At 63.7% G+C, this 23,920-nt stretch carries 22 protein-coding genes; 12 read left to right on the top strand and 10 right to left on the bottom strand.

Annotation, left to right across the window (positions count from 1 at the left end; all coding sequences use genetic code 11):
- Positions 1-123: 123 nt before the first annotated feature.
- Positions 124-1,311, top strand: coding sequence for a pyridoxal phosphate-dependent aminotransferase (locus K1X11_RS06230; RefSeq protein WP_221030873.1), 1,188 nt, complete (start codon positions 124-126; stop codon positions 1,309-1,311).
- 392 nt (positions 1,312-1,703) lie between these two features.
- Positions 1,704-4,436: a M14 family zinc carboxypeptidase gene (locus K1X11_RS06225; RefSeq protein WP_221030872.1), complete on the top strand. Its 2,733-nt coding sequence runs from the start codon at positions 1,704-1,706 to the stop codon at positions 4,434-4,436.
- On the opposite strand, the gene coaD is transcribed toward K1X11_RS06225, so the two are convergent.
- Positions 4,424-4,903 (bottom strand): pantetheine-phosphate adenylyltransferase, encoded by a 480-nt coding sequence (gene coaD / locus K1X11_RS06220; protein WP_221030871.1) that lies wholly within the window; start codon positions 4,901-4,903, stop codon positions 4,424-4,426. The genes K1X11_RS06225 and coaD overlap by 13 nt on opposite strands.
- Positions 4,904-5,004: 101 nt before the next feature.
- On the opposite strand from coaD, the gene pgsA reads away from it, so the two are divergent.
- The gene (gene pgsA, locus K1X11_RS06215; RefSeq protein ID WP_221030870.1) at positions 5,005-5,607 is read left to right on the top strand and encodes a CDP-diacylglycerol--glycerol-3-phosphate 3-phosphatidyltransferase; all 603 of its coding nucleotides are present in this window, start codon (positions 5,005-5,007) and stop codon (positions 5,605-5,607) included.
- 15 nt (positions 5,608-5,622) lie between these two features.
- Complete coding sequence (locus tag K1X11_RS06210) at positions 5,623-6,150, top strand: phosphatidylglycerophosphatase A family protein (RefSeq protein WP_221030869.1); 528 nt, start codon at positions 5,623-5,625, stop codon at positions 6,148-6,150.
- A gap of 22 nt (positions 6,151-6,172) precedes the next feature.
- Here K1X11_RS06210 and rsmG read toward each other — a convergent pair whose 3' ends face one another.
- The 4 genes from rsmG to K1X11_RS06190 all read right to left on the bottom strand — a co-directional run bounded on the left by rsmG (position 6,173) and on the right by K1X11_RS06190 (position 8,691).
- Positions 6,173-6,844, bottom strand: a complete 672-nt coding sequence (rsmG, locus tag K1X11_RS06205) for a 16S rRNA (guanine(527)-N(7))-methyltransferase RsmG (protein WP_221030868.1) — start codon at positions 6,842-6,844, stop codon at positions 6,173-6,175.
- A 79-nt stretch (positions 6,845-6,923) separates the two neighbouring features.
- Positions 6,924-7,460, bottom strand: coding sequence for a transcription termination/antitermination protein NusG (gene nusG / locus K1X11_RS06200; RefSeq protein ID WP_221030867.1), 537 nt, complete (start codon positions 7,458-7,460; stop codon positions 6,924-6,926).
- A complete protein-coding gene (gene aroQ / locus K1X11_RS06195) occupies positions 7,457-7,888 on the bottom strand; it encodes a type II 3-dehydroquinate dehydratase (protein WP_221030866.1) in 432 nt (143 codons plus the stop codon). The genes nusG and aroQ overlap by 4 nt, the downstream gene beginning before the upstream one ends.
- A gap of 50 nt (positions 7,889-7,938) precedes the next feature.
- Complete coding sequence (locus K1X11_RS06190; RefSeq protein WP_221030865.1) at positions 7,939-8,691, bottom strand: Nif3-like dinuclear metal center hexameric protein; 753 nt, start codon at positions 8,689-8,691, stop codon at positions 7,939-7,941.
- Between the two features lie 75 nt (positions 8,692-8,766).
- On the opposite strand from K1X11_RS06190, the gene K1X11_RS06185 reads away from it, so the two are divergent.
- Entirely contained in the window at positions 8,767-9,258 is a 492-nt protein-coding gene (locus K1X11_RS06185) for a deoxycytidylate deaminase (protein ID WP_221030864.1), read from the top strand.
- 48 nt (positions 9,259-9,306) lie between these two features.
- Complete coding sequence (locus K1X11_RS06180) at positions 9,307-9,882, top strand: YqgE/AlgH family protein (protein ID WP_225919414.1); 576 nt, start codon at positions 9,307-9,309, stop codon at positions 9,880-9,882.
- Here K1X11_RS06180 and alr read toward each other — a convergent pair.
- The 4 genes from alr to K1X11_RS06160 form a co-directional block, all read right to left on the bottom strand.
- Complete coding sequence (gene alr / locus K1X11_RS06175; RefSeq protein ID WP_221030863.1) at positions 9,879-11,027, bottom strand: alanine racemase; 1,149 nt, start codon at positions 11,025-11,027, stop codon at positions 9,879-9,881. The genes K1X11_RS06180 and alr overlap by 4 nt on opposite strands.
- The gene (locus K1X11_RS06170; RefSeq protein WP_221030862.1) at positions 11,024-11,680 is read right to left on the bottom strand and encodes a peptidase M22; all 657 of its coding nucleotides are present in this window, start codon (positions 11,678-11,680) and stop codon (positions 11,024-11,026) included. Before K1X11_RS06170 ends, alr begins: the two co-directional genes overlap by 4 nt.
- A gap of 66 nt (positions 11,681-11,746) precedes the next feature.
- A complete protein-coding gene (locus K1X11_RS06165) occupies positions 11,747-13,033 on the bottom strand; it encodes a DUF1501 domain-containing protein (RefSeq protein ID WP_221030861.1) in 1,287 nt (428 codons plus the stop codon).
- Positions 13,034-13,045: 12 nt separating this feature from the next.
- Positions 13,046-14,533: a DUF1800 domain-containing protein gene (locus K1X11_RS06160; protein ID WP_221030860.1), complete on the bottom strand. Its 1,488-nt coding sequence runs from the start codon at positions 14,531-14,533 to the stop codon at positions 13,046-13,048.
- 93 nt (positions 14,534-14,626) lie between these two features.
- Here K1X11_RS06160 and tig point away from each other — a divergent pair, with 93 nt between their 5' ends.
- The 3 genes from tig to clpX all read left to right on the top strand — a co-directional run bounded on the left by tig (position 14,627) and on the right by clpX (position 18,066).
- The gene (gene tig, locus K1X11_RS06155; RefSeq protein ID WP_324726125.1) at positions 14,627-15,997 is read left to right on the top strand and encodes a trigger factor; all 1,371 of its coding nucleotides are present in this window, start codon (positions 14,627-14,629) and stop codon (positions 15,995-15,997) included.
- Between the two features lie 36 nt (positions 15,998-16,033).
- Positions 16,034-16,657, top strand: a complete 624-nt coding sequence (locus K1X11_RS06150; protein WP_221030859.1) for an ATP-dependent Clp protease proteolytic subunit — start codon at positions 16,034-16,036, stop codon at positions 16,655-16,657.
- 122 nt (positions 16,658-16,779) lie between these two features.
- On the top strand, positions 16,780-18,066 hold the full coding sequence (gene clpX / locus K1X11_RS06145; RefSeq protein ID WP_221030858.1) for an ATP-dependent Clp protease ATP-binding subunit ClpX: 1,287 nt from the start codon (positions 16,780-16,782) through the stop codon (positions 18,064-18,066).
- A gap of 69 nt (positions 18,067-18,135) precedes the next feature.
- On the opposite strand, the gene K1X11_RS06140 is transcribed toward clpX, so the two are convergent.
- Positions 18,136-18,348 carry a hypothetical protein gene (locus K1X11_RS06140; protein ID WP_221030857.1) on the bottom strand — a complete coding sequence of 71 codons (213 nt, stop codon included), beginning with the start codon at positions 18,346-18,348 and terminating at the stop codon, positions 18,136-18,138.
- Between the two features lie 103 nt (positions 18,349-18,451).
- On the opposite strand from K1X11_RS06140, the gene K1X11_RS06135 reads away from it, so the two are divergent.
- The 3 genes from K1X11_RS06135 to nrfD are packed head-to-tail and all read left to right on the top strand — an operon-like array spanning position 18,452 to position 23,915.
- Positions 18,452-19,108 (top strand): cytochrome c3 family protein, encoded by a 657-nt coding sequence (locus K1X11_RS06135; RefSeq protein ID WP_221030856.1) that lies wholly within the window; start codon positions 18,452-18,454, stop codon positions 19,106-19,108.
- Complete coding sequence (locus K1X11_RS06130) at positions 19,105-22,488, top strand: TAT-variant-translocated molybdopterin oxidoreductase (RefSeq protein ID WP_221030855.1); 3,384 nt, start codon at positions 19,105-19,107, stop codon at positions 22,486-22,488. The genes K1X11_RS06135 and K1X11_RS06130 overlap by 4 nt, the downstream gene beginning before the upstream one ends.
- Entirely contained in the window at positions 22,488-23,915 is a 1,428-nt protein-coding gene (nrfD, locus tag K1X11_RS06125; RefSeq protein WP_221030854.1) for an NrfD/PsrC family molybdoenzyme membrane anchor subunit, read from the top strand. The genes K1X11_RS06130 and nrfD overlap by 1 nt, the downstream gene beginning before the upstream one ends.
- Positions 23,916-23,920: the final 5 nt, after the last annotated feature.

The raw sequence follows: 23,920 nt of genomic DNA, 5'->3' as shown, positions 1-23,920 counted from the left end.
TCACCGCTGGTGGGGGCTTCTTTTTTGCGCGCGACCGATCCGGTCGCTCAGACTGGCGGCGCGCATTCCCGATGAACTTGATTATTTGACGAACGCGACCAAGCGTTCCGTCCCGTTTTGACCATGAGCCAAGCCCCCTCCCCATTATCCACCTGGGCCCTGAATGTCTCGCCGTCGCCGACGCTTGCTGTCGACGCCAAGGCCAAGGCCCTGAAAGCAGCCGGTGAAGACGTCTGTGGGTTCGCCGCCGGTGAGCCCGACTTCGACACCCCTGATCACATCAAGGAGGCCGCGGCGCAGGCGCTGCGGGATGGTAAAACCAAATACGCCCCGACCCCCGGCATCCCGCCGCTGCGCGAGGCGTTGGCCGCGAAATACGCCGACGTCTACGGCCTGGAGACGAAGCCGGCTCAAGTGGTCGTGAGTCCGGGTGGCAAGTTCTCCTGTTACCTTACGATCCTCGCGCTGTGCTCGCCGGGTGACGAGGTGATCGTGCCGGCGCCGTTTTGGGTGAGTTATCCCGAGATGGTGAAGCTGGCGGGGGCGACGCCCAAGGTGGTCGTGGCGACCGATGCGACCGGCTTTAAGCTCACGCCGGACATGGTCGAAGCGGCGATCACGCCGAAGAGCAAACTGATCATTCTCAATTCACCCTCCAATCCGTCTGGTGCAGTTTACACCCGTGAGGAGTTGGAGGCCATCACGGCCGTCGCGGTGAAGCACAACCTCTACATCATGTCGGACGAAATCTATGAGCACCTGCTCTACGATGGCGTCACGCATGTTTCGCCGGCGTCGTTTTCGGCCGAAGCGCGGGAGCGCACCATCATCGTCTCCGGCTTCGCCAAAACCTTTTCGATGACGGGTTGGCGCTTGGGCACGATTGTCGCGCCGACGCCGATCGCCACCGCGATCGCCGATCTGCAGAGCCAAATGACGTCCAATGCCACCACCTTCGCCCAGTGGGGCGCGCTCGCGGCGTATACCGAGTGGGACAAAACGAAGGCGGCGCTCGATGAGATGCTGGTGGCCTTCGACCGTCGACGTAAACTGGTCCACGCCGGACTCAACGCCATCTCCGGTATCGACTGTCAGCTCGCTCAGGGCGCGTTCTACCTTTTCCCGAACGTCTCCAGTTTTGGCGTGCCCGACATGGAGTTCTGCTCGCGTTTGCTGGAGAGCGAAAAGGTTGCCGCCGTGCCGGGCAGTGCGTTTGGCACCGAAGGGTTCCTGCGCATCAGTTACGCGACTTCGGACGAGACCCTGCAAAAGGGCTTGGATCGTCTGGCCCGCTTCTGCGGTTCGCTCTGATCCCGCGACGACCCCGTTTTTTTGAATCGCTCAACGCTCCCGGCGTTGGGCGATTTTTTTTGAGCGGACGCCATCCCGGATGGCCCCGGGACGTGACGGTCCCGGGGCCGGGGGCTCCGTTATGGTGGATTAGGAGACGGGAGCAAAGGAACGGGGCCCCGCCCGGCCGGAGCCGGACGGGGCGGGGTCGTCAACCCACACCCGAGGGGCGTGGAAGCGGGAAAAGATGCGCTCGTTCGGGAAGTCATGCGCAAGGGATCGGCAAAACGGCTCAGCAGATTTGAGCGCGTTTTGAAAAATGTGGTCGGACCCGGTGACGCGCAGGGAAAGGCGTTGCGGGAGTGGGGTGGCGGAACCTTGCTTGCTGGTTCCGTCGCTCGGATTTCCGCCACATGATCGCTACGCTATTTTCCTGGTCTCGTTGTAAGTGGGTGGGCGCGCTGGTCGCGCTGACCGTCAGCCTGGGGGCGCAGGAGCCCACGCCGTATCTGCCGGTGGCGGAGACGCCCTTCGACTTCCGCGCGGGTTGGACCTTGGACGAGGCGTTGCCGGCGCCGGAGACCGTGCTGGGTTATGCCGTGGGGGAGGCCTACGCCGATTACGGCGCGGTGCTGCGGCTGGTGGATCGTTACCGCGGCAGCGAACGCCTGATGATTGAGCCCACGGGCATGACCAACGAACGGCGGCCGATGCAGGTGCTGGTGATCTCTTCGCCGGAAAACCTCGCCCGCCTCGAGGAGATCAAAGCGGCCAACCAACGATTGGTCGACGGGCGGGCTCCGCTCAGCGGACGAGCGCTCGATCGCGCGGTGGCGAAGCAGCCGATCATCGTGTGGCTCGGTTACAACATCCACGGCGACGAGGCGGCGGGCACGGAGGCGGCGATGCAGGTGCTCTACACCTTGCTCGCGTCGCGGAGCGCCGAAGTGGAGGCGCTGCTGCGCGACGTGGTGGTGGTGATGAACCCCTGCCAGAACCCGGATGGTCGGGAACGTTTTGTGGTGTGGGCCAACGCCCACGGCATCGGCCGGCCGGAGCGTTTTGCGTGGGAGAAGGAGAACCCGTGGAACGTGCAGGGTCGCTACAATCACTACTACTTTGACCTCAACCGCGACATGATCGCGCTCTCGCAGGTGGAGAGTCGCAACACCGCCGCGGCCTACCTCGAGTGGATGCCGCAGGTGGCGGCGGACCATCATGGCGAAACCAAAGAGTATTTCTTCCCGCCGGCGATGCTGCCGATCAATCCGCAGTTGCCGCGCGAGCAGACGGAACGCTGGCAGGACGTGTTTGGCCGCGCCAACGCGGCGGCCTTCGACGCGCAGCACTGGCTCTACTACGTGCGTGACGACTTCGACATTTTTTACCCGGGTTACTGGGACAGCTGGCCGTCGCTCCAAGGCGCCACCGGCATGACCTACGAGACCAGCGGCGGGGGCAAACGAGGCCGCAATTATCGGCGCGACGACGGCACGACGATGACGCTGCGCCAAGCCATCGCGAAACACTTTGTGGCGAGCATGACGACGATCCGCACGGCGGCGGCGAACCGCGATGCGCGGTTGCGCGACTTCCACGCGGCGTTTGTTGATGCTGTGGCCGTCGGTCGGCAGGGGGAGATGCAGCAGGTGTTTCTGCCGGGTTTGCCTTTCGAACACCCGCTCAGCGCGTTGTTGCGCGGGCAGGGGATCGAAGTGCAACAGCTCAACGAGCGCGTGCGGCTGACTGGGGCGCGCGACTTTGAAGGTCGCGACGTGAGTGAGATCGAGTTGGCGCCGGGCACCTTGGTGGTGGATCTGGCGCAGCCGCGCGGGCCGTTGGCGCGGGCGCTGTTGCAGACGCATTCGCAGATGGACGCGGCGTTTGTCGAGCGGCAGTTGGCCAAGGTGGAGCGCAATCGCGAGCGCGGGGACAACGCGCCCGAGGACGACTACGAGTTTTACGATCAGACGGCGTGGAGCCTGCCGTTGCTGTTTGGCGTGGAGGCTTACCAAACGGCGACGCCGGTCGACCTGGCGTCGGTCGCGACGACAGCGCGATCGAAGAGCGGGTTGCCGCCGGTGGCAGTGAAGCCGGCGCTGTCGGTGAAGGACGCGACGGCGTGGGTGCTGCCGGTCGACCAAGCGGGCATGAAGGAGCGCGCGCTGAGCTTGTTGCGCGCGGGCTACCGCGTGTCGGCGGCGGTCAAACCGTTGCAGGTCGGCAATCAGAGTTTCCCGGCCGGATCTTTGGTGGTGCGGGCGGAGCGCAATCCGGCGGATGTGGTGGCGCGGCTCGGGCCGTTCAGTCTCGACGGCCAAGCTGCCGGAGTAGTGCCGGTGCACGGCACGTTCACTGAGGACGGCAGCACCGGCGTGGGTTCGGTGGCGATGATGGCGCTCAAAGTGCCCAAGGTGATCGTGGCGGCGGGAGATCCCGTGACGCCGGCCAGCTATGGGGCGATGTATCATCTTTTGGATACGCTGGGCGTGGTGGACTACGTGCCGGTGGCGGCGGATCGGCTGGGGTCGCTCGACCTGAGCGGCTTCAACGTCGTGATTCTGCCGTCGGCGTGGTCGGGTCGCTGGTCGGACGCCTTCGACGAAGACGGTCGGGCGCACCTGCGGTCGTGGATGGAGCAAGGCGGCACGCTCATCTGTCTGGGCGGCGCGGCGGAGTTTGCGGTCGACGCCGACACGGGCTGGACCGACACGCGGCTGGTGGGTGTCGCGGACGGCGAGGACGAAGAGGTCGCGTTTGACGATCAGGTGCTGCCGCTGCCGGGGGCGTTGCTGCGGGCCACGATCGAGCCGGAGCACTTCCTGAGTTTTGGTTATGCGCAGACGGAGCTGCCGTATTTCGCCGATGGGGACGCGTTCTTCCAACCATCCACGACCGGCACGAATGTGGTGCGGTTTGCTGACGAGAACCTGTGGGTGTCGGGCCACATCTGGCCGGAGAATACGGAGCGCCTACTGGCGAGGGCGGCGGCGGTGATCGACGAGCCGATCGGCGACGGCCACTTGATTCTGTTCAGCGACGAGCCGGGCTACCGGGCGATGTGGCACGCGTCGGTGCCGATGTTGCTCAACGCGTTGCTCTACGCGCCGGGCTTGCAGAACGACGTGGGCAGTTACGTGCGGTAGGCCTCGGCGAGGGCTGCGGCGACGTTGGCGGGGACAAACTTCGTGACGTCGCCGCCGTATTTGGCGACCTGCTTGACGAGGTGGGAGCTGGTATAGCTGAACGCCTCGGCCGGCATGACAAAGATGGTTTCAATCTCGGCCTTCAGGTGGCGGTTCATGAGGGCCATGTTGAACTCGAACTCAAAGTCGGAGAGCGCACGCAGACCGCGGATGATGGCGGTGGCTTTTTGTTCGACGGCGAAGTCGACGAGCAGGCCGGAGAAGGTGGTCACATCGACATTGGGCATCTCCGTGATGTTGGGGCCGATCATCTCGATGCGTTGCTCGGGCTGAAAGAGGGGACCTTTGCCGGGATTGTGAGCGACGGCGATGGTGACGCGGTCAAACAGCTTGGCGGCACGGCGCAAAACATCGAGGTGGCCGTAGGTGACAGGGTCGAAAGTCCCGGGGTATATGCAGTGGCGCATGAGCGAAGGGGCACTAGATGCGAGGGGCGCAAATGGAGCGAGCGCAAATCGTAATGTTTCCGGGGTTGCCAGCGACGAAGCGGGGGCAGTGAATCGAGGTAATGCGCTGGACTCTGCCCAATGTGATCACCGTTTCGCGGGTGCCGATGATGTTTGCCGTCGTGGGCTTGATGATCGCCGATTTCAACCCGGCGGCGACGCTGGCCTTCTGGCTGTTCATCGTCGCGGCTTTGTCTGATTGGCTCGATGGGTTGATCGCCCGCAAGTCGGGTCAGGTTTCGCAGTTTGGGCGGTTTATGGATGCGGTGATCGACAAGGTGATGGTGCTGGGCCTGATGGTCGCGCTGTTGCAAGGCGGTTACTTCGGGGAACTCACGCTGATCGCGCTGATGGCGTGGCTCTGCATCCTGACGCGCGAATTCGCGATCTCCGGTCTGCGCATGATCGCGGCGGTGAAGGGCCTCGTGGTGGAAGCCGACAAAAGTGGCAAAGTGAAGACCTTCACGCAGCTCAATGCCATCGGTTGGCTGATGGGCGCGCGCATGTTGTCGGATGATTTTGGCGACCTGTTTCCGGGGGATGACATGATGATCATCCGCGTCGTGCACATCGTGGGGCTTTGCTTCTATTTCCTTTCGGCGCTGCTGACGGTGACCTCGGGTTGGAACTACCTGCGCCGCCACGCGCACGTGTTCGCCGACTAAGCGGAGCGCACGACGATGAAACTGCGTCAACCGATCTGGCCGCGCTTTCTGCCGCTGCAGCTGGTGCTCAATTTCGCGACGGTGGGGCCGGTGGGCCGCATCCGCAAAGCGCCGGGCACCTGGGGGTCCGTGGCGGGGCTGCTGTATTTCACCCTGTTCTTCTACGACGTGGGCTGGTTCGGCACGGTGCTCTTTGGGGCGCTGGGCATCTACCTGGCTGTCGCCATGTGTGGCGAAGCGGAGTTTCGGCTCGGGCGACGGGATCCGGGTGAGATCGTATTGGATGAGTTCATCGCCATCCCGTTCTGTTTCATCGGCTGGCCCTACGTGGCGGTCGTGTTGCCAAATTGGGCGGCGCCGTGGGCGGTGTTTCTGGCCGGCTTCGCGCTCTTTCGTCTCTTCGACATCTGGAAGCCCGGACCGATCGGCAAACTGCAGGACCTGCCGGATGGCTGGGGCGTGGTGGCTGACGATATCGCGGCGGCGCTGGCGGCCTGCCTGACGCTGCATGTGCTGGCGCAGGTGATCGCGATGCTGAACTGATCGCGGGCGGCGCGGCGCGATCCTATTTGGTGCGCGTCGCGGAAACGAGAGTGACGGTGGGCTCGATCCAGCCCTCGCCGCAGGTGACGACACGGGCGCTTTTGGCGGCGCCCCATTGGTGCAGGACTTTGCGGGCGGCGACGAGTTCTTCGCCGGCTTTTTGACCCTTCATGGCGAGCAAACGGCCGCCGATGCGGGCGTGCGGCAGGCACCAGGGGGCGAGCTTTTTGAGCGCAGCCACCGCGCGCGACGTGACGATGTCGGCCTCGCAGGGCGGGATACTTTCGGCGCGGCCCCAGATGACCTCGACGCGATCGGCGAGGTCGAAGGCGGCGACCATCTCTTCGAGAAATTCGCAGCGGCGTTGCAGGGTGTCGACGAGCACGAGGTGCAGGTCGGGACGCACGAGGGCGAGGACCATACCGGGCAGCCCGGCGCCGGTGCCGATGTCGACAACCTTGGCGTTGGGTTTGATGGCCTCGGCCATGGCAGCGCAATTGAGCAGGTGACGGTCCCAGAGGATGGGCACCTCGCGCGGGCCGATGAGTCCACGAATGACCCCGTCGCTGGCGAGGGCTTCACCGTAGCGGGTGAGGCGGGCGATGGCGGCGGCGTCGAGGCGCGAGGCCGCGTAGGCCGGCACGGGCGGCAGCGGAAGGAGTTCCGGGGCGGGCGTGGGGTCGGATTCGCTCATGACGCAGGCGCTGTAGCTGGCCTCGGTGAGGCCGGACCGGGGTCACCGCCCCCGGCTACAGGAGAGTGAGGGTAGAGGGTCATCGCGGCAGGATCTTGAGGTCGGCGATCGGGATCGAGACGTGCAGGCCTTGTTGCAGCACGTCGACGGTGACGATGATGCCCTTGGGGTCGGCCGGATCGTCGATGACGCCTTCCAGGCCGCGGAGCGGACCGCTGACGACTCGCACGGGTTGACCCTGTTTGAAGAGCGGGTGGATCGACGTCTCGAAACCGGAGCTGACGATGCGTTGCACGTCGGCGAGCTGGGCGAGAAAGAGGGCTTCGTTGGTGACCGGCAGGGCGCGGGCGAGCAGGTCCTGTTGGTAGATGCGGGCCTTCTTTTCGTCGGGCACGCGGGCGAAGACGTAGCTGGCGAAGAGCGGTTTGGTGAAGCTGCGTTCGCGGTTGCCGTAGCGTCGCACGCTGGTGATGAGCGGCAAGTAGTGCGGCATGCGCTCAGCGTTCATGAGCGCGGCAAACTTCTTTTCGCAGCGGGGTTTGGTGTGGCAAACCCACCACGACTCGCCTTCGACGCTGGCGAAGGCGCTGAACGGTGCGGGATCGGTGTCGCTCACGCGTCTTGGAGTAGGAAGCGCACGGCCGCGTAATACCCCTCGAGACCGAGGCCGGTGATCACGCCGACGCAAGCGGGCGCGGTGAAGGAGTTGTGGCGGAAATCCTCGCGGCGGTAGATGTTGGAAATGTGCACCTCGACCGCGCGGAGTTTGGAGCCGAGCAAGGCGTCGCGCAGGGCGACGCTGGTGTGGGTGTAAGCGGCGCCGTTGATGACGAGGCCGTCGATGCCGGCTTCGGCGAGGGCGGAGATTTGGTCGACGAGCGCGCCCTCGTGGTTGCTCTGGAAGAAGGAGAACTCGGCCTGATCGACGAACGCGGCGGTGAGTTGCGTCTCGAGATCGGCGAGCGTGGTGGAGCCGTAGATCTCCGGCTCGCGTTTGCCGAGGCGATCGAGGTTGGGGCCGTTGAGGATGGCGATGCGTTTCATGGACGGGGTTGGTGAAAACGGATGCGGCGCGGAAAGAGAACGCTTTTCGTTCAAAGCGGGTTTTCGGTGCGAATGAACTCCCACGGCAAGTCGAACTTGGCGGCGAGCTCGGCGGCGAGGGCCTGGACGGCGTGCACCTCGGTGGCGTAATGGCCGCAGAGGAAGACGTTGAGGCCGCGCTCCTGGGCGAAGTTGAACCATTCCTCGCGGAGTTCGCCGGTGACCAGCGTGTCGATGCCGGCTTTGACGAGCTCCTTCATGGCGCTGTTGCCGCTGCCGCTGCAGAAGGCGATGCGGGAGGGGGTGGTCGAGCCGCAGGTGATGGGCACGACACGGTCGTATTGAGCCTCGAGCTGAGTTTTGAGGTCATCGCGCGAGCCTGACCAAGGGGCGGAGCAACCCACGGCACCGCCCTCGGTCTCCATGAAGGGGCGGTCGGGGGTGAGGCCGAGTTGTTTGGCCAGCAGGGCGTTGTTGCCGATCTCGGGGTGACCATCGAGCGGCAGGTGGTTGGAGTAGAGGGCGCAGTTGCCGTCGAAGAGGGTTTTGACGCGGGTGTAAACCGGGCCGGTGAGGAGCTGGGGCATGTCCCAATACATGCCGTGATGCACGATGAGGAAATCGACCCCGGCGGCGACTGCGCGTTGGAAGGGCACGAGGCCGGAATCGACCGCGGCGCCGATCTTGGTGACGGCGCCGTTGTTGGCGACCTGGAGGCCGTTGCGGGCGCCGGGGGCGTCCTGGTAGGCGTCGAGGCGGGTGCGTTGATTGGCGTAGGCGACGAGTTCGTCGAGAGAAGGCATGGGCAGACGTTAGGGGGATCAGCGGCGGGCTTTCGAGGTGGATTTTTGGCGGGGGGCGGCTTAGCGGTGGAGAACATGGAGCGCACCATCGCGGAACTCGACCTCACTGACCCCGTGGATCTGATCGCCGACGCGGCGTCGAAGTTTACCAAACGCCCGTCCTGGGATGAATATTTCATGGCCACGGCGGTGTTGTTGTCGACGCGCTCGCCGTGCGAGCGATTGCACGTGGGCTGCGTGCTGGTGAGTGGCGGCGATCGCCGCAATCGCATCGTGGCGGCGGGCTACAACGGCTTTTTGCCCGGCACGCCGCACACCTCGCGGGTGCGTGACGGACACGAGCAGGCGACGGTGCATGCCGAGCAAAACGCGGTGGCCGATGCGGCGCGACGCGGTTCCTCGATGGAAGGTTGCGTGGCCTACGTGACCCATTACCCGTGCATCAATTGTGCGAAGATTCTGGCGGCGGCCGGCATCGCCGAAGTGCGTTACCGGGCCGATTACCACAACGACCCGATTGTGGCCGACGTGCTCGTCGAAGCGGGCGTGAAAGTGACGAAACTGTAGAGTGAGGCGCGACGCGAACTGGAGCGATCAACGCAGCGAGACGACGGCATGATGGAAAACGATCCGAGTGAAGCGGAAGCGGCGGAGTCTCTGGCGGGCTCGCTGCTGCTGTCGCACCCGAGCCTGAAGGACCCGAATTTCCGGCGCACGGTGGTGTTGCTATCGGCGCACGACGCGGAAGGCGCGATGGGCGTGGTGCTGAATCGCGGAACGGGTAAAACCCTGGCGGACCTCGATGAGGCGTTTGCGTTTGGGGCTTTGGCGACGGTGCCGGTGTTGGCGGGCGGGCCGGTGCAGACGGATCGGCTCCTGATTTGCGCGCTCGGATTTCATTCGGACGGCGCGGGGCTGCGTTTGCATTTTGGCCTGGAGCCGCTGGAGGCGGAGAAGCTCAAGGCGGAGCAGGGCGACGACATCGAGTTGCGCGCCTTTGTGGGGTATTCCGGCTGGGGCGAAGGGCAGCTTGAAAACGAATTGGATCACGATACCTGGGCGGTGAGTGCGATCCCATCGGACGTGCTCGATTACGAGCAGAACGAGTCGATGTGGCGGGGCATTTTGGTGCGCGTGAGCCCCGAGTGGAAACTGTTGGCGGAAGAACCGGACGATCCGGAACGCAACTAAACGCCGAGGGCGGTGCGGTAGAGGCGGGGCACGCGTTTAGTCACCGAACAGAGTGTTTCCCACGGAATGGTTTCGGCCCAAGTGCTGAACTCGGTAACGGAAATCTCGGCACCTTGTTGATGGCCGATGAGCGTGACCTCGTCGCCGGATTTGACGGTGTCGAGATGGGTGACGTCGACGATGGTTTGGTCCATCGTGACGCGGCCCAGAATCGGGCAACGGCGACCGCCGATGAGCACAGCGCCCCGGTTGCTGAGGAGCCGGTTGATGCCGTCGCCGTAACCCGCGGTGAGCACGGCGATGCGGGACGGGCGCTCGAGGCGATGCGTTTGGCCGTAACTGATGGCGGTGCCGGCGGGCAGGTCTTTCACGAGGCCCACGCGGGTGCGAAAACTGAACACCGGCTCGGCGTGCACGTCGGCCAGCAGTGATCCGGTGCGGGGCAGGATGCCGAACTGCAGCAGGCCGATGCGCACGGCGTTGAAGGGACCCGCACGTTCGATGGTTTCGAGGCCGGCGCTGTTGTCGGCGTGAATGAGCAATGAGGTCGGATCGAGCCCGTCGAAGGAGGCGAGCGCTTGCCGGAAACGTTGGCGTTGCTCGGCGGTGAAGGCCGGATCGTCGTCGGAACTGGAATAGTGCGTGTAGATGCCGGCGAGGGTGAGTCCGGCGGCGTCACGGATTTTTTGATACACCGTGGCGGCTGTTTCGTGCCAAACGCCGGCGCGGCCCATGCCGGTATCGATCTTGAGGTGGACGCTGATCTTGCGCCCGGCGCGTTCGGCGGCGGCAGCGAAGCGGTCCACTTCGTCGGCGGACGAAACGGTGACGGCCACGTCGTGGCGCGGGATGTAGTCGTCCTCTTCCGGCACCAGCGGACTGAGCAGGAGAATCGGCCAACCGGGACCGAGTTCACGCAAGGCGGCGGCTTCGGAGAGCGTGGCGACAGCAAAGAGGTCGGCCCCGGCGTGCATCAAACGGGCGGCCACCTGGTGCAGACCGTGGCCGTAGGCGTCGGCCTTCACGACGGCGACGTAGCGCATGAAGGAGGGCAGGGAGGCGCGGATGCGGCGCAGGTTGCGTTCGAGGGCGGCGAGATCGATCTCGGCCCAGCAACGCAGCGGAACTTGGGTGCGCGGGATCATCGGCTGGCTTCCGGGGCGCGATGGACTTGCGGTGTCCAGCGCACGTAGTCCGGTGCGGTGTCCTGGTAGGCGTCGGGTTCCGGGTTGGCGCGCAGCAACGGGGCGTCGATCAGCGCGCCAGTGAGCTCTGACGGCTCATAGGGCACAACCGTGGGCGCAGGATCGGGTAACGGCGTCCAGGTGCGGAAACCGGCCGGCATGAAGGTGTGGGCCAATTGCTCGGTTTTGAGTCGGCGGAGCGGTGTCGCGCTGGCGGTTTCGTCGGCGAGCGTGAGCACATGCCAGGATTGGCGCCGGGCGTCGCAGATGAAGGCGTCGCCGACTGTGCCGCGGGAAGAGGCAGGCAGATCGAGACTGCGGTAGCTCCAGATGGGCCGCGGGCGCAGCGCGACCCAGGTGCGCAAGGCTGTAGCGACCGTGCGGATACCGAGCATGGAGCCCGGACCTTCGCAGAAGACAAAGCCATCGAAGTCGTTGGGGCTCGCGCCGGACTCGGCGAGCAGGGCAAAGAGCGTCGAACTCGCTTCACCCTCGCGGTGCAGCCAAACCGGGGCGATGCCCGGGCGGGTCAGCCCGAGGTGCAGCACCGTCGAGGCGGCGTCGATCAGGAGGAGCGACGGGTGTTCGGTGAGGAGTTCGCGGATCGACGTCACGGCAGGAAAGGGCCGAGAAAACGTCGGTGCCCGACCCGGTGCAAGCGTGCAGCGAGACGCGGCCGTTTAGAGGAAGGCAAGACGATCGAAGCGTTGGCCGAGCACGGCATCGGCGTCGGCTTCGAGCCAGCGATCGAGCAGGGTCGCGTAGACGGAGCGAAAATCGGTGCTGTAGGTGAGGTCTGCTTTGGGCGACGGCAGGTCGAGGTCGGGGGCGGCGCCGAGCAGGGTTTGGTCGAGTTTGGAGCCCAGCACAAAGAGGGGCGCGGCGGTGCCATGGTCGGTGCCGCCGCTTTCGTTTTCGGCCGGGCGACGGCCGAACTCGGAGAAGGTGGTGGTGAGCACCTGGTCGGCGAGGCCGTGGGCGGTGAGGTCGGCTTGGAATGCGGCTAGTCCACCGCTGAGCGTGGCGAGCAGGTTTTGGTGCGCGCCGGCCTGGTTGGCGTGGGTGTCGAAGCCGCCGAGGCTCACAAAATACACCCGGGTGTCGAAGCCGGCGGCGATCATGGCGGCGACCTTTTGCAACGACTGCGCGAAACGGTTGTCGGTCGGGTAAGCCGCACCGGGGCGGTAGGCGGCGAGGACCTTTTCGACGCGGCGTTCGGTGACGAGCGCATTCATGGCGGTGGCGCGTAGAAAGGCGTGGTTGGAATGGTCGTCGTCGTGGGCGTGATCGGGGCTGCGAGCGAAGGCTTCCAAGACGTCAGTCGGTGTGGTGTTGCGGCGGTTGCGGGTGCTGCGACGGAGCGGGCGTTCGGGGACACCGAAGATGGCGTGATCGGCGTCGGACGCGAACGACGGTGGCGTCTCGCCGGAGACATGGATGGCGGCGGGGTCGGCGGACGTGGTCGCAGCGTCGGCACCGGCGCAGGCGTTATCGAGGTAGCGGCCGAGCCAGCCGGTGCTGAGGGTGTCGTCGGCCTCGCTGGCGGTTTCCCAGATCTCGGTGGAGCGGAAGTGACTGCGGTTGGGGTTGGGGTAACCGACGTTTTGAATGATGCCGAGCTGGCCGTCCTGGTGGAGCGCATACAACTCGCGGCAGGCCGGATGCAGGCCGAGCTCGTCGTTGATGGGGAGGACGGCCTGACGGGTCAGGCCGAGGGAGGGGCGAAGGCGGTGATAGTGATCGTTGGCGAAGGGCACGACCGTGTTCAGGCCATCGTTGCCGCCGGCGAGTTGGACGAGCACGAGGATGGTGCGATCGCGTTCGGGAGACGGGGCGGCGGCGCGCACGGAGTTGACCAAAAACGCGGGGGCAAACTGGGCGAAGGTGAGCAGCCCGATGCCGCTGCCGGTCGTGCGGAGAAACTCGCGGCGGGTGGTGGGGAAGTCGGAGGGGAAGGAGGCAGACATGGAAGGGGGGCTTCAGCAGAGTTGGTAGTCCGGCGATTGGAGCAGGGTGGTGAGCGCGGTGGCGGTTTCGTCGCGGTCGGCGTCGGCCAGAAGCTCGGCGAGGGCGGCGAGGGCGTCGGGCGGCGGGGGAGAGGCCAGCCAGCGTGACGCCCAGTTCTGCACGGTGGCAGACGGGGAGTCTTCGGAGAGTTCGATCAGCGCTTCCGGCGGTAGGAAGAACGTTTCATGACCGGCGGCGCGGGCGGCCTCCATGGCGCGGAGTTCGTCGGCGTTGAAGCGGTTGTGGGGCAGTCCTTCGATGAGGAAGGCCGCGGTTTGGCGGCGGGCGGCGAGGGTGGTGGAGTTGATCCAGCGGCGGCCGCCGACCCAGCCGCGCACGTTGGGCGGAGTGAAGGGCAGTTGGCCCATGGCGCGGAGGGCATTGAGGGTGAAGCGCGGGGCGGGGAGGACGTCGAGATCTAGGTCCTGCAGCAGGCCGAGGTAGAACTGGATCGGGCTTTTGATGGCGTTGCCGCGAAACTCCGGCGCGAAGAAAGCGCGGCTGCCGAAGAACCGGAGGGCGAGGGCGCGCAAATCGAAAGCGTCGTCCAGCCAGGCGTCACCGAGCGTTGCGATCCAATCGGCGGGCAACGGGTCTTCGGTGAGGTAAAAGCGGGCGAGTTCGGTGGGCAGGAAGGTCGCAGCGGCGGGTTGCGCGTAGGCGAGGTCGATGACCTGATCACCATCAAAGGCGCCGGTGTGGCCGAAGACGGTTTTGCGTCCGCGGTCGTGTTGGCGGCGGGCGAAGCGGAACTCGCCACCGGCTTGGCGGTAGCCAGTGAAAGCGCGGGCGGCTTCCTTGATGTCGTTTTCAGTGTAGTGGCCCTCGCCGAGGACGAAGAGTTCGAAGAGCTCGCGGGCGAAGTTTTCGTTGGGGGACTTGGCTTTGCTTTGCTGCAGATCGAGGTAGACGATCATGGCCGGCGAGCGGGATACGGCCTTGGTCAGAGCCTGGGCCGGGCCGAAAGCGTGAGTGCGGAGGATGTGGTCGTGGGCGTGGATGAGGGCCGGCTGCTTCACCTTCTGGGCGGACACCACGTAGACATCATCGAGAAACAGGACCCATTTGCTGAAGGTGGCGTGTTCGGGGGCGCGAGCGTGTTGCAACCAATCGAGGGCGAGACTTTGGCCGGCTGCGCGGGATTGTTGCTGGAGGCGATTGCGGGCACGGCGGCGCTCCGGTTCGGGCAAGTCGCGGATTTCTCGGAGGGTTTCCCGTAAGCCGCGTCCGGTTTCCGCTACGGCAGCGGGGGCGGGCCATGACGGAGGTGAGGGAGGGAAAAGTCGCTGCAAGGTGGCGGGCAAACCGTCGGCCAGAGCGCGTTCGACCTCTGCAGGTTGGGCACTCCAGCCAGCGCGCCGCAGAAGATGGCGCGCGTGTGAGGCAGACCAATCTTCGGCGGGAAGCGGTTGCCAGGCGGTCTCAGCGGTAAGGTGGGGTAGCGCAGGGGTAGCGGGCATGCAGAGACAAGACGGCGGGGCGGGGCTGGCGGTTTCAGCGACGGGAACAGGCCTGCAATCCGGCATTGACCGGCCCGAAGCGGGCTCCGTAGCGTGTCCAATTCTCTCAACGAATCCTTCACCACAATTTCGGTCGTGAACATCCAAACCCAAGACGTTTCTGAAACCCGCAAGAGCCTGGTCGTGTCCTTCGACGCCGCCGAGGTCGCCGCTGAGCACCAAGCCGTGGTCGCTGAGTTTACCAAGATGGCCCGCCTCCCGGGCTTCCGCCCCGGCAAGGCTCCCGCCGCCATGGTGACCAAGCGCTATGCCAAGGACATCGAGGGCGAGTTCCGTAAGAAGGTCGTCACCAAGGCCTACCAGAGCGCCATGGACGAAGCGAAACTCGACGTGATCGGCGTGACCGACGTCCAGGAAGGCGAGATTTCCAAAGATGCCGAAGCGACCATCACGATCACGGTCGACATTCAGCCGAGCTTCGAGCTGCCGGATTACGAAGGCATCCCCACCACCGTCGAGCCCACCGAGGCCACCGATGAGGACGTGGAGAAGGTGCTCGAAAACATGCGCGCTGAACGCGCGGACTTTAAGGAGGCCGACCGCGCCTCCCAAAAGGGCGACTACGTGAAGATCGCCTACGAAGGCACGATCGACGGCACCCCGATTCTCGAGATCGCTCCGGACAAGCAGATTTACGGCAAGGTCCCGCAGACGTGGGAAGAGGTTGAGGGCGAGAACGAAGGTCTCATCCCCGGTCTCGGTGCCCAGCTCGGCGGCCTCGCCAAGGGCGACAAGAAAGACGCCACCGTGACTTTCCCGGCCGACTTCAAGGCCGTTGAGGCCCTCGCGGGCAAAGAAGCGGTCTACGCCGTGGAGCTGTTGGAGGTGCGCGAGCGCGTGCTGCCGGAGCTCGACGAAGAATTCTGCAAGGCCCATCAGGCCGACGACCTGGAGTCGCTTAAGACCAACATCCGCAACCACGTGAAGATGCAGAAGGAGTCGCGCAACCGTTCCGAGCAGCGTCGTCAGGTGATTGAAGCCATGCTCGGCAAGGTCGCCATCGCCGCCCCGGAATCGCTGGTGGAGCAGGAAACCCAAGGCGTGCTGCGCCAGTTCATCGACCAGCAGATGCGCCAGGGCGTGCCGGCCGAGAAATTTGAAGAGGACAAGGAGGCGCTCTACGCCAACGCGCGCAAGACCGCCGAGACTCGCATTCAAAGCCAGTTGCTCATCGCCAAGATCGCCGAGAAGGAGAAGGTTAAGGTCGAGGAGAACGACATGAACCAGGTCATTTACCAGCAGGCCATGCGCAGCGGTCAGGGCCCGGACAAGTTCGTTAAGGAGCTGGCAAAGGATCGCGAACGGTTGCGTTCCATTCAGCAAGGGATCCTCTTCGACAAGACCCTTGATCTGGTGGTCGCAAAATCCAGTGTCACTGAAGGCGCCGCTCCGTCTGCTGAATAAAGTTAGGCCAGCGGCGACCGATTTAATTCAACGCCCGTGAGCTCATACTACATTCCCTACGTCATCGAAAACACCGGCCGTGGTGAGCGGTCGATGGATATTTACAGCCGGCTCCTCAAGGATCGGATCATCTTCATCGGCACGCCGATCGATGACGGTGTGGCCAATAGCGTGATCGCCCAGCTGCTCTTTTTGCAGATGGAGGATCCCAAGAAGGACATCCACCTCTACATCAACTCCCCCGGGGGCGTGGTGACGGGTGGCATGGCCATCTACGACACGATCAACTTCCTGCAATGCGATGTGGTGACCTACTGCATCGGCATGGCGGCCTCCATGGGCACCGTCCTGCTGGCCGCTGGCACGAAGGGCAAACGCTTCGCGCTGCCGAACAGTCGGGTGATGATTCACCAGCCCTCCGGTGGTGCCGGCGGTCAGACGACCGACATCTCGATCGCCGCCAAGGAGATCCTGCGCTGGCGCGAGACGCTGAATGCCACGATCGCCAAACACGCTGGCAAGACTGCCGCGCAGGTCGCCAAGGATTCCGATCGCGATTACTACATGAGTGCTCTTGAAGCCAAGGAATACGGTCTGGTGGACCACGTGGTGGAATCCACCCGCGAGGCCCAAAACCTCTCCGAGCCGTCCGCCGCCTGACGCGTTTCGCCACTCATTATTTCAGCTGTTCGCAGCACTTTCGAAACGGACCAAAATCTTTTTGGTCCGTTTTTGCATTTTTCTCCCCTCGACAGAGCAATTCGTGCCGATAACCCTCCGATATGGCTAAATCGTCGCGGATGACGCTCTGCTCCTTTTGTGGTAAATCCCAGACCGAGGTGAAAAAAATCATCGCGGGGCCGGGCGTCTACATCTGCGACTCGTGCGTGAACGTCTGTAAGACGATTATCGATCGCGAAACGAAGCAGAGCCCGATCGAGTCCAAGCCGTCATTCCGCCTCCTCAAGCCCGCGCAGATCAAGGCCACCCTCGACGAACATGTTATCGGGCAGGAGCACGCCAAAAAGGTGCTCTCGGTCGCGGTCTATAACCACTACAAGCGACTGGCCTTCGATAACGGACAAGGCCCGGAGAGTGACGGCGCCACGCTCGCGCCGGAGTTCGACGGCGTCGAAGTCGAGAAGAGCAACATCCTGCTCTCGGGGCCGACCGGCTCTGGCAAAACCCTTTTGGCGCGCACGCTCGCGCGCATTCTGGATGTGCCGTTCGCCATCTCCGACGCCACCACGCTGACCGAAGCCGGTTACGTGGGGGAGGACGTGGAGAACGTGGTGCTGCGACTCCTGCAGTCGGCGAACTATGACGTGAAGAAGGCCGAGTGCGGCATCATCTACGTCGACGAGATCGATAAGATCCGCCGCACAACCGAAAATGTCTCGATCACGCGCGACGTGTCGGGCGAAGGCGTGCAGCAGGCGTTGCTCAAGATTTTGGAGGGCACGGTCTGCAACGTGCCGCCGCAGGGCGGGCGCAAGCACCCGAACCAGGAATACATCCAGATCAACACGGCCAACATCCTCTTCATCTGTGGTGGTGCCTTCGTCGGCCTCGAAGACATTATTCAGAAGCGATTGGGCGCTCGCTCGCTCGGATTTACGCGTGATCAGTCGGTCGAACTCGATTCCGTCGAAATCATGCGACAAATCGCCCCCGAGGACTTGGTGCGCTTCGGCATGATCCCGGAGTTCATCGGCCGTTTGCCGGTGGTATCTGTGCTTGATCAGCTGCAGATCGCCGATCTCGAGAAGATTTTGCTCCGCACCAAGAACGCCATCGTGAAGCAGTATTCGAAGCTCTTCGCCATGGACGGCGCTCGACTGCGCTTCACGCCGGATGCGATCCGGGCGGTGGCGCAGAAGGCGATCGACCTGAAGACCGGCGCTCGCGCCCTGCGCTCCATTATGGAAAAAATCATGCTGGAAGTGATGTATGACCTGCCGGACCGCGATGATGTGGCCGAGGTTGTGATCGATGCTGCCGTGGTCGCCGGAAAGCGCCGTCCCTCGTTGCGGCGCGCCCCGAAGAATGTCTCGAAGAACGCAGCCTGAGAGATGGCTGAAAATGCGTCGTTTTTCGCAAGTAACGATTAGGTGCGGCGGAAACCGTGTGTGTTTTCGCTAATAGTTCGGATCAGACCACTTCGATGAGAAATTTTGTTTTACTTTGGAAAACTCGACCGGTTCTTTGACCGGCTGACCGTGACCACTCTTGAACCCGTGAGCCAGCCAACTACGCGCAAGTCTTTCTTTGGCCGAATCGGAGCGATTTTTGCCGCTGCCGTTTTCGCGCCTAAAATCATGGCGAAGTCCGCGACCCGAGCGGTCGTTCATCCTGCGGGACGGACCAAATTTACGCTCAAACCCGACGTCCGTGCGGTAGCGCGTGACGAGGATTCGCTCTAACCCCGGCCCAGACGCCAGAAGCCACCGGCCCATGTCGCATATCTTCCCGAAATCGGCCAACCGTCTGCCGCTGCAGATCATCATCTTCCTGGTGGTGTTCGGCGGTATCGTGACGGCTGCCACGACTTATTACGCCACGCCGAAGTATACTCGGATTGGCTATGCTCCGGTCCAGCCGGTGCCGTTTAGCCACGCCAAGCACAATGGCGAGCTCGGTATCGATTGCCGCTACTGCCACTCCACGGTGGAAAAGGCGGGCCACGCGGCGGTGCCCACGGCGCAGACCTGCATGAACTGCCACTCCCAGGTGAAGAACCAGAGCCCGTTGCTCGCGCCGGTGCGCGCCAGCTACGAGTCCGGTGACCCGGTCGAGTGGGTGCGGGTGCACCAAGCCCCTGACTATGTTTACTTCGATCACTCCGTGCACGTGAACCGCGGCGTCTCCTGCGTGGAGTGCCACGGTCAGATCAACGAGATGGAAGTGGTCACGCACTCCAAGCCGCTCTCGATGGGCTTCTGCTTGGATTGCCATCGCGATCCGGCCCCGCGCCTCCGCGACCCCAAGCTTGTCACCCAGCTCGATTGGAAGCACCCCGGCGGCGAAGACGGTCAACGCGCCGACGGTGAGAAGTTCATTCACGACTGGAATATCCATCCTCCGCAAAGCTGCTCAGGCTGCCACCGATGAAACGCAAAGTTAACCATCCCGAACCCTCCGCCCGTGAGCTGAGTGGTCCGCGCTACTGGCGCAGCCTCGACGAGCTCGTGGAGACCCCCGGTTTCCAGGACAAGCTCGCCCGCGAGTTCCCCGAAGGTGCCTCGAATCTGAACGGCGTTGACCGCCGTTCCTTCTTCAAGCTCATGGCGGCTTCCTTTGCCCTCGGTGGTATGGGTCTGGCCACGGGCTGCCGTCGCCCCGAGGCGAACATCCTGCCTTACGGCAAGTCGGTGGAGAACGTCATCCCCGGCGTGCCGCAATATTTCGCCACCGCGTTCCCGCTGCGTGGCGCAGCGTTGCCCTTGCTGGCTGAGACGCATCAAGGCCGCCCGACCAAGCTCGAGGGTAACCCGAGCTACGCGCCCTACGGCGGTGCCTCGTCGCTGGTTTCCCAAGGTTCCGTACTCGATCTTTACGACCCGGACCGCGCCACGACCCACACCACGGGTGGGAGGGCCTCCACGGCCGTCGCCATGCGCGACAAGCTCGCCGCGATCCATACCGCAGCTGCCAGCAGTGGTGGTGCCGGACTCGCCATCCTCGCCGAGACCTCCTCGTCGCCCAGCCGCGCTCGTCTCGTCCGCTCGCTCAAGCAAAAGCTGCCGAATGCGATCTGGGCGGAGTATGACGCGGTGATCGATACGCCGCCGGCCGCCGCCGCGCGCGCTGCTTTTGGTCAGAACGTGAAGCCGCTCTACCGCTTCGCGAAGGCCAAGCGCATCGTTTCGATCGACTCCGATTTCTTCCACGCCGAATCCGGCGCCCTCGGTTACGCCCGCGATTTCGCCAAGGGCCGCAAGGTGCTGAAGGCCAACGATCCGATGAACCGCCTCTACGCGGTCGAGAGCATGTTCACGCTCACCGGTTCGATGGCTGACCACCGGCTGCGTCTCGCCAGCAGCCACATGCTGGCCTTCGCCGCGGCGCTGCTGCAGCAGCTTTCCGGTCGCTCGGAGCTGACTTCGCTCGCGCAGGGCCTCGATTTCAAAAACAAGGACGCATGGATCGAAGCCTGCGCCGCCGACCTCGCCGCCCACAAGGGTGAGTGTCTCGTGGTGGCCGGTGCTCACCAGAGCCCGCAGGTCCACGCTCTCGTTTACGCGATCAACACCTTCCTCGGTAACGTCGGCCACACGATCGACTTCGTGTCGGTCCCGCAAAACGACGCCGCTTCGCTCGCCGACCTCGCCGCTGCCGCCAAGGCCGGTCAGGTTTCGACGCTCGTGGTGCTCGGCGGCAATCCGGCCTACAACGCTCCGGCGGATCTCGATTTCGCTGGTATCGCGGGTGCGGTCGGCGACGTCGTTCGCTACGGTTATTACGTCGATGAAACGTCGGCCTTGGCCGGCACGCACATCGCCGCAACCCATTTCCTCGAATCCTGGGGCGATGCCCGCACGGCCGACGGCACCATCGTGCCGATCCAGCCGATGATTCTGCCGCTCTTCGATGGTCTTACCGAACTCGAAGTCGTGGCCCGTCTCGCTGGTGAAGAGAACGCCGATCCTTACGCGATCGTGTTTGAAACCGTCACTGGAATCGCCGGCGGCAACGCCGAAGAGGCTTTCCGCAAGTTCCTCCACGATGGTCTGCTCGCCGGTTCCGCCTACAAGTCCGCCTCGGTTCGTTACGACCAATCGGGCGCTGGCTCGCTGTTCACTGCCTCGGCTTCCTCGGCGGCGCTGAGCAAGGACAACCTCGAAGTGCGCTTTGCGATCGACCACAAGCTCGACGACGGCCGCTTTGCTAACAACGGCTGGCTGCAGGAGTGCCCGGATCCGATCACCAAGATTTCCTGGGACAACGCGATCCTCGTCAGCCCGCGTCTCGGCAAGGAACTCGGCATCGAGCCGGATGGTGTCGCGCTGCAGGTGGCCCGTAAGGAGCTCGCGGATTACCCTCAGGGTAAGGAAGCTGCTTTCATCGGTGAAGTCACCGTCAACGGCGTGACCGTCCGCGGTCCGTTGCACATCCAACCGGGTCTCTCCAACTGGACCATCGTGCTGCCGCTCGGTTACGGGCGCACCGCTTCCGGTCGCGTGGGGCAGGGGACTGGTCACAACTACTTCCCGGCTCGCACCTCGGGCTCGATGGCCTTCGCCACCGGTGCCTCCATCAAGGTGCTCGACGAACGTTACCTGCTCGCGAACACGCAAGAGCACTGGTCGATGGAAGGTCGCGACATCGTGCGCGAAGCCAACAAGAGCGAATTCGACCACACTCCGAACTTCGTTGATACCTTCGGCATCGAGTCCCACGCCCCGGCCAACCTCGGCAAAGACAAGGACCAACCGCTGAGCGTCGTCGCTGCCGAAACGCCGCGCGGTAACTCGCTCTACGAGACGCCGAATTTCGAAGGCGTGCACCAGTGGGGCATGTCGATCGACCTCAACACCTGTATGGGCTGCAACGCGTGCGTCGTGGCCTGCCAGGCGGAGAACAACATCCCGATCGTCGGCAAGGACCAGGTCCTGCGCGGTCGTGAAATGCACTGGATCCGTCTCGATCGTTACTACTCCGATGGCAACATCGACGCCGCCGCCTTCGGTGGTGAGGGCAACAAGCAGATCCCCGAGGATCCGCAGGCGTCCATCATGCCGGTGGGCTGCATGCAGTGTGAGCTCGCTCCCTGCGAAACGGTCTGCCCGGTGAACGCCACGGTGCACGACGACGAAGGTCTCAACACGATGGCCTACAACCGTTGTATTGGCACGCGTTACTGCGCGAACAACTGCCCCTACAAGGTGCGTCGCTTTAACTTCTTTGATTGGAATGACCGTTCGCTCGACCAGCTCTACATGGGCCCGGCGGGCGACAAGGGCATGCCCGAGCTCGTCAAGATGGTGAAGAACCCGGACGTGACGGTGCGCATGCGCGGTGTCATGGAAAAGTGCACCTACTGCGTGCAACGCATCCAGCAGGCCAAGATCGCCCAAAAGGCGAAGGCCCGCGACACCGACAACGTCGTTATTCCCGACGGCACGATCAAGGTGGCCTGCCAGCAGGTCTGCCCGGTCGACGCCATTGAGTTTGGTAACATCAAGGATCCGGAGAGCGCCGTCTCGAAGGCCAAGAAGCGTGAGCAGGACTACGCGTTGTTGGGTTACCTCAACATCCGTCCGCGCACGACCTACCTCGGCAAGCTGCGCAACCCGAACCCGAAGATGCCCGATTACAACGAGCTGCCCCTGAGCCGCGTCGAATACAACACCAAGAACCATCCCGCCCATGGTGACGATTCCGGTCACGGTGGCGGCCATCACGACCAAGAGGAAGCCGGCCATCACGAGCCGACCGATGGTCACACGTCGATCATGAAGAACGCCCTTCGCACGGGAGGACTTAGCTAATGTCGTCGCACGCAGACTCCGCCGCCGCTCCGGCAATTCTCAGTGAAGTGAAGCCCGCGGTGTTGCCGCGCGCGACGCTGGTCGAGCATGACCGCAGCTTCGGTTGGATTACCGATAAGATTTGCGGCATCATCGAAGGCAAGACCCCCACCTGGTGGTGGATTTGCTTCGCGCTCGCCTGCTTCGTCGCCAGCTGGACCGTAGCCGGCATCACCTACCTCGTCGCCACGGGCGTCGGTGTGTGGGGCCACGCCAATCCGGTCAACTGGGCTTGGGACATCGTCAACTTCGTGTTCTGGATCGGTATCGGTCACGCCGGCACGCTGATCTCCGCCATTCTCTGTCTGTTGCGACAGAAGTGGCGCACCTCGATCAATCGTGCCGCCGAGGCCATGACGATCTTCGCGGTGGTTTGCGCCGCGATCTTCCCGGTCTTCCACGTCGGTCGCGTTTGGTTCGCCTGGTATCTCTTCCCGATCCCCAACGCCAACTACATCTGGCAGAACTTCCGTTCGCCGCTGGAGTGGGACGTGTTCGCGGTTTCGACCTACGGCACGGTTTCGGTCCTCTTCTGGTATGTCGGTTTGATTCCCGACTTGGCCATCCTGCGTGACCGTTTCTACAAGACCGGCAACAAGGTGCGTTCCTGGCTCTACGGCCTGTTCGCCATGGGCTGGCGCGGTGCGAACCGCCACTGGTCCAACTACGAAATGGCCTACCTGGTGCTCGCCGGTATTTCCACCCCGCTGGTGCTCTCCGTGCACACCATCGTGTCGTTCGACTTCGCGGTGTCGCTCCTCCCGGGCTGGCACACCACCATCTTCCCGCCTTACTTCGTAGCCGGCGCCATTTTCTCCGGTTTCGGTATGGTGCTCACGCTCATGCTGCCGCTGCGCGCGATCTTCAAACTCGAGGATCTCATCACGCAGTATCACATCGATTGCATGTGTAAGATCACGTTGGCGACGGGCACCATCGTGGGCTACGCCTACGGTATGGAGTTCTTCATCGCGTGGTATGGCGCGAATCCGTATGAAGGCTTCGCGTTCATCAACCGTGCCTTTGGTCACTACGCTTGGGCCTACTGGTGGATGATTGGCTGTAACGTCATCACGCCGCAGTTCTTCTGGTTCAAGGCGGTGCGCAACAACACCATGTTCGTCTGGATCCTCTCGATCTTCGTCAACGTGGGTATGTGGTTCGAGCGCTTCGTGATCATCGTTACTTCGCTGGCCCGCGACTTCCTTCCGTCCAGCTGGGGTTACTACAGCCCGTCGATCGTGGAAATTTTCACCTTCTTCGGCACCTTCGGTGTCTTCAGCGTGCTGTTCCTGCTCTTCATCCGCTTCCTGCCCATCATGCCGATGGCGGAAATCAAGGCGGTCACCCCGCAAGCCGATCCGCACGCGGGTCACGGCCACCACTAAGCCCA

Source organism: Actomonas aquatica (assembly GCF_019679435.2).
Taxonomy (GTDB): Bacteria; Verrucomicrobiota; Verrucomicrobiia; order Opitutales; family Opitutaceae; genus Actomonas; species Actomonas aquatica.
Note: the sequence above shows the minus strand (reverse complement) of the source record. Positions and strands in the feature narration are given on the sequence as shown.

What these genes read in the sequence shown, in the direction of transcription:
- K1X11_RS06230 (WP_221030873.1), top strand. Translation starts at nt 124, where the DNA reads ATGAGCCAAGCCCCCTCCCCATTATCCACCTGGGCCCTGAATGTCTCG.
- K1X11_RS06225 (WP_221030872.1), top strand. Translation starts at nt 1,704, where the DNA reads ATGATCGCTACGCTATTTTCCTGGTCTCGTTGTAAGTGGGTGGGCGCG.
- coaD (WP_221030871.1), bottom strand. Translation starts at nt 4,903, where the DNA reads ATGCGCCACTGCATATACCCCGGGACTTTCGACCCTGTCACCTACGGC.
- pgsA (WP_221030870.1), top strand. Translation starts at nt 5,005, where the DNA reads ATGCGCTGGACTCTGCCCAATGTGATCACCGTTTCGCGGGTGCCGATG.
- K1X11_RS06210 (WP_221030869.1), top strand. Translation starts at nt 5,623, where the DNA reads ATGAAACTGCGTCAACCGATCTGGCCGCGCTTTCTGCCGCTGCAGCTG.
- rsmG (WP_221030868.1), bottom strand. Translation starts at nt 6,844, where the DNA reads ATGAGCGAATCCGACCCCACGCCCGCCCCGGAACTCCTTCCGCTGCCG.
- aroQ (WP_221030866.1), bottom strand. Translation starts at nt 7,888, where the DNA reads ATGAAACGCATCGCCATCCTCAACGGCCCCAACCTCGATCGCCTCGGC.
- K1X11_RS06190 (WP_221030865.1), bottom strand. Translation starts at nt 8,691, where the DNA reads ATGCCTTCTCTCGACGAACTCGTCGCCTACGCCAATCAACGCACCCGC.
- K1X11_RS06185 (WP_221030864.1), top strand. Translation starts at nt 8,767, where the DNA reads ATGGAGCGCACCATCGCGGAACTCGACCTCACTGACCCCGTGGATCTG.
- K1X11_RS06180 (WP_225919414.1), top strand. Translation starts at nt 9,307, where the DNA reads ATGATGGAAAACGATCCGAGTGAAGCGGAAGCGGCGGAGTCTCTGGCG.
- alr (WP_221030863.1), bottom strand. Translation starts at nt 11,027, where the DNA reads ATGATCCCGCGCACCCAAGTTCCGCTGCGTTGCTGGGCCGAGATCGAT.
- K1X11_RS06165 (WP_221030861.1), bottom strand. Translation starts at nt 13,033, where the DNA reads ATGTCTGCCTCCTTCCCCTCCGACTTCCCCACCACCCGCCGCGAGTTT.
- K1X11_RS06160 (WP_221030860.1), bottom strand. Translation starts at nt 14,533, where the DNA reads ATGCCCGCTACCCCTGCGCTACCCCACCTTACCGCTGAGACCGCCTGG.
- clpX (WP_221030858.1), top strand. Translation starts at nt 16,780, where the DNA reads ATGGCTAAATCGTCGCGGATGACGCTCTGCTCCTTTTGTGGTAAATCC.
- K1X11_RS06140 (WP_221030857.1), bottom strand. Translation starts at nt 18,348, where the DNA reads ATGAACGACCGCTCGGGTCGCGGACTTCGCCATGATTTTAGGCGCGAA.
- K1X11_RS06135 (WP_221030856.1), top strand. Translation starts at nt 18,452, where the DNA reads ATGTCGCATATCTTCCCGAAATCGGCCAACCGTCTGCCGCTGCAGATC.
- K1X11_RS06130 (WP_221030855.1), top strand. Translation starts at nt 19,105, where the DNA reads ATGAAACGCAAAGTTAACCATCCCGAACCCTCCGCCCGTGAGCTGAGT.
- nrfD (WP_221030854.1), top strand. Translation starts at nt 22,488, where the DNA reads ATGTCGTCGCACGCAGACTCCGCCGCCGCTCCGGCAATTCTCAGTGAA.